General features: G+C 62.0%; 2 protein-coding genes. One reads left to right on the top strand and one right to left on the bottom strand.

Annotation, left to right across the window (positions count from 1 at the left end; genetic code table 11):
* Positions 1–1,614, bottom strand: a 1,614-nt coding sequence (locus A2J01_RS26385; RefSeq protein WP_231915917.1) for a cutinase family protein, incomplete at its 3' end; no start/stop codon positions are given.
* A 304-nt stretch (positions 1,615–1,918) separates the two neighbouring features.
* Between A2J01_RS26385 and A2J01_RS26390 the strand changes: the two genes are divergently transcribed.
* A partial coding sequence (locus A2J01_RS26390; protein WP_156519415.1) for a DUF1016 N-terminal domain-containing protein occupies positions 1,919–2,542 on the top strand: 624 nt, incomplete at its 3' end.

The following is a 2,542-nucleotide window of genomic DNA, read 5'->3' on the forward strand; positions in this document are numbered from 1 at the left end:
TCCGACTGGGACGAGTCCGGTCATGGCGGCTCCGGCCCCGAGCGGGTCGGGGAGCTGTCCTGGCGGTGGGAGCAGCTTCTCGACTGCGGCCCAAGCGATTTCCTGCACCCGGCCGACGAGGTTTGCCAGGTTGATGATGTCGACTCCTCCCAGGATCGACGCGACGAGCGCCGCGACCTTTGAGTAGCCGGACGGATCCGGGATTGCCGACAGAATCTGTGAGACCCATTTCAGATCGATACCCGCGGCCATCTTCACCAATGGGGAGAACTGGTTGTTCAGATCCCCTGCGACCTTGTGGGCACCGTGGGCGTCGAGCGCGGCGACCTTCTGCGGAAGAAGGTTCAGGTTCGCCAGGATCGCAGGCATATCCAGGGAGGTGAAGCCGGTGGCGACGCCCAGGACTTGGTTGACGACCACTGTGGGTTTGAGTAAGGAGAGGACTCCGGAGGCAGATCCGAGGACGTCACTCGGTGTCGTGGCGAGCGGGGCGATCTGACTGTCGAGGGTGCCAGCAGCGGTCGACAGGGAGGTCAGGTCCGGAGATGAAGCCGGCAGCGTCGTGGAGCCCTTGCTGGCGAGCGTGCTCGCGGTGTCGGCGATCGCGGTCACTGTCGAGAGCGCACTGCTGAGATCAGATTCTCCGGCCTTGTCTAGAACGTGGCCGGCATTATTTTCGGCTGTTCCGGCGGGAGCTGCAGCGAGCTGCCCGTTCGCCGCAGGATTGGCGGCACCGGAGCCGAGTAGTTCCGCGAGCGGACTGATGGTGTTCGCCAGAGTTGTCGCGCTGGAGGCGACCTTCTCGAGGTCGACTGTGCCGTCCGTCTTCGAGAGTTCACTGGTCAGATTGCCAGTGGCTGTGGCGAGGCTGGGAAGGTCGGCTTGGGAGAAATCCGACGCCAGCGCGGTGGCCAGGTGTGAATTGTCGCCTACCTGGCCGTCAACTCCAGCACTCGGAGCTTTGGTGAGCACCGAACCCAGCGATCCGAGCAGCGGGCTCGAACCTTTTTGGATCGAGCAGTAGAGGTCTTTCGGATCGCAGATCGACGCGACCCGGCCCGAGAGCTTCCCCATGCCCTGCGGCCGCGGATCGGCGATCCCCTTTCCTGACGGCTTCGGGCCGATGACTGCTTCGCCGTTCGTTCCGGAACCGGGATCGGCGAGAAGCCCGACCGCGAGGACTTGCTCTGCCTTGAGGGGGCCGGAGCCGTTGCCGATTTCAGAGGCAAGATCACCTGCGATGTCCGCGCCCTGGGAATAGCCGGTGATGGTGAATTTGGTGTCGGAGCATTTCGTTGCGATCTCGGAGATCACGTCCTTCGCCCTCGCCAAACCATCAGATTTGCTGTCTGCGTACGTTTTTCCGTTGTCGAAGGCTCGGGCCATGTACGGCAGAGTGTGGACCTGTGCCGCGCTACCGTTCGTGTCCGCGATGCTGTCGGCGATCGGTTTGAGCATACCGACCGGGATCGAGGGATCGGCGTCGTCTGCGGTTTCCCAGGTTCCGGGGATGAACAGGTTGAAAGTCTTCGAGCATCCGTTTGATTGGGCGGACGCGATGCCCGGCGACATCAAAGCGATGGAGGCTGCGACGACTGTTGCCGTCATCAGCATGCATACCGGACGGTGGATGGTCGAACCTAGGAACGGCATGAGAACCTTTCTCTACCAGGGAACACGATGTACCTGTCCGCGCGCGAACAGGCCTGACGCGCCCGATTTCAGGTGAGGGCCGCTATGGTGCTGGACGTATTCACACCGATCAATGCGCCCTGTGAAGATCTGAACTGTGCGAGGGCCGGGTGATCCTGCGTGTCTAGCGCGCATCCACGCCCGAGTCGCCGTTCCTGCGAGCTGAGGTGTCCAGTGGAGGCATGTCCGGTGGGCGTTCCCAGCAGCGCTGGGTAAAGATGGATGGGTGAATGCTCCAGCCGAACTGCCCGCCGACTACGCCCAGCTTCTCGACCATCTCAAGTCGCAAGTTCGGCAAGCGCGAGTTCGCGCCACCCGAATCGTCAACACCGAACTGCTCAGCCTGTATTGGGACATAGGGCACGCGATCGTGCAGCGTCAAGAGGCCGAGGGCTGGGGTTCAAAGGTGATCGACAGGCTCGCCGTCGATCTTCGATCGGCCTTTCCCGACATGCGTGGGTTGTCGCGGACCAATCTGAAGTACATGCGGCAGATGGCGAGCATCTGGAGGCGCGATGCAATTGGCCAACAACCTGTTGGCCAATTGCCGTGGGGTCATGTGACGGTATTGCTCGACAAGCTGGATAACCAGTCCGACCGCGACTGGTATGCATCAACGGCTGCTGAACACGGGTGGTCGCGCAATGTGCTGCAAAATCAGATCAACAGCGGTTTACGGCGCAGGATCGGTGCGGCACCGTCGAATTTTCAGGACCACCTTCCGGCCGAGGATTCCGATCTCGCTCAGCAATTGGTGCGTGACCCGTACGTCTTCGATTTTCTCGACATCACCGAACGTGTCGCGGAGCGGGAGCTGGAGTCCGCGCTGATGCGTCGGCTGGAGCAGTTC

The organism is Rhodococcus sp. EPR-134 (assembly GCF_001647205.1).
Lineage (GTDB): Bacteria > Actinomycetota > Actinomycetes > Mycobacteriales > Mycobacteriaceae > Rhodococcus_F > Rhodococcus_F qingshengii.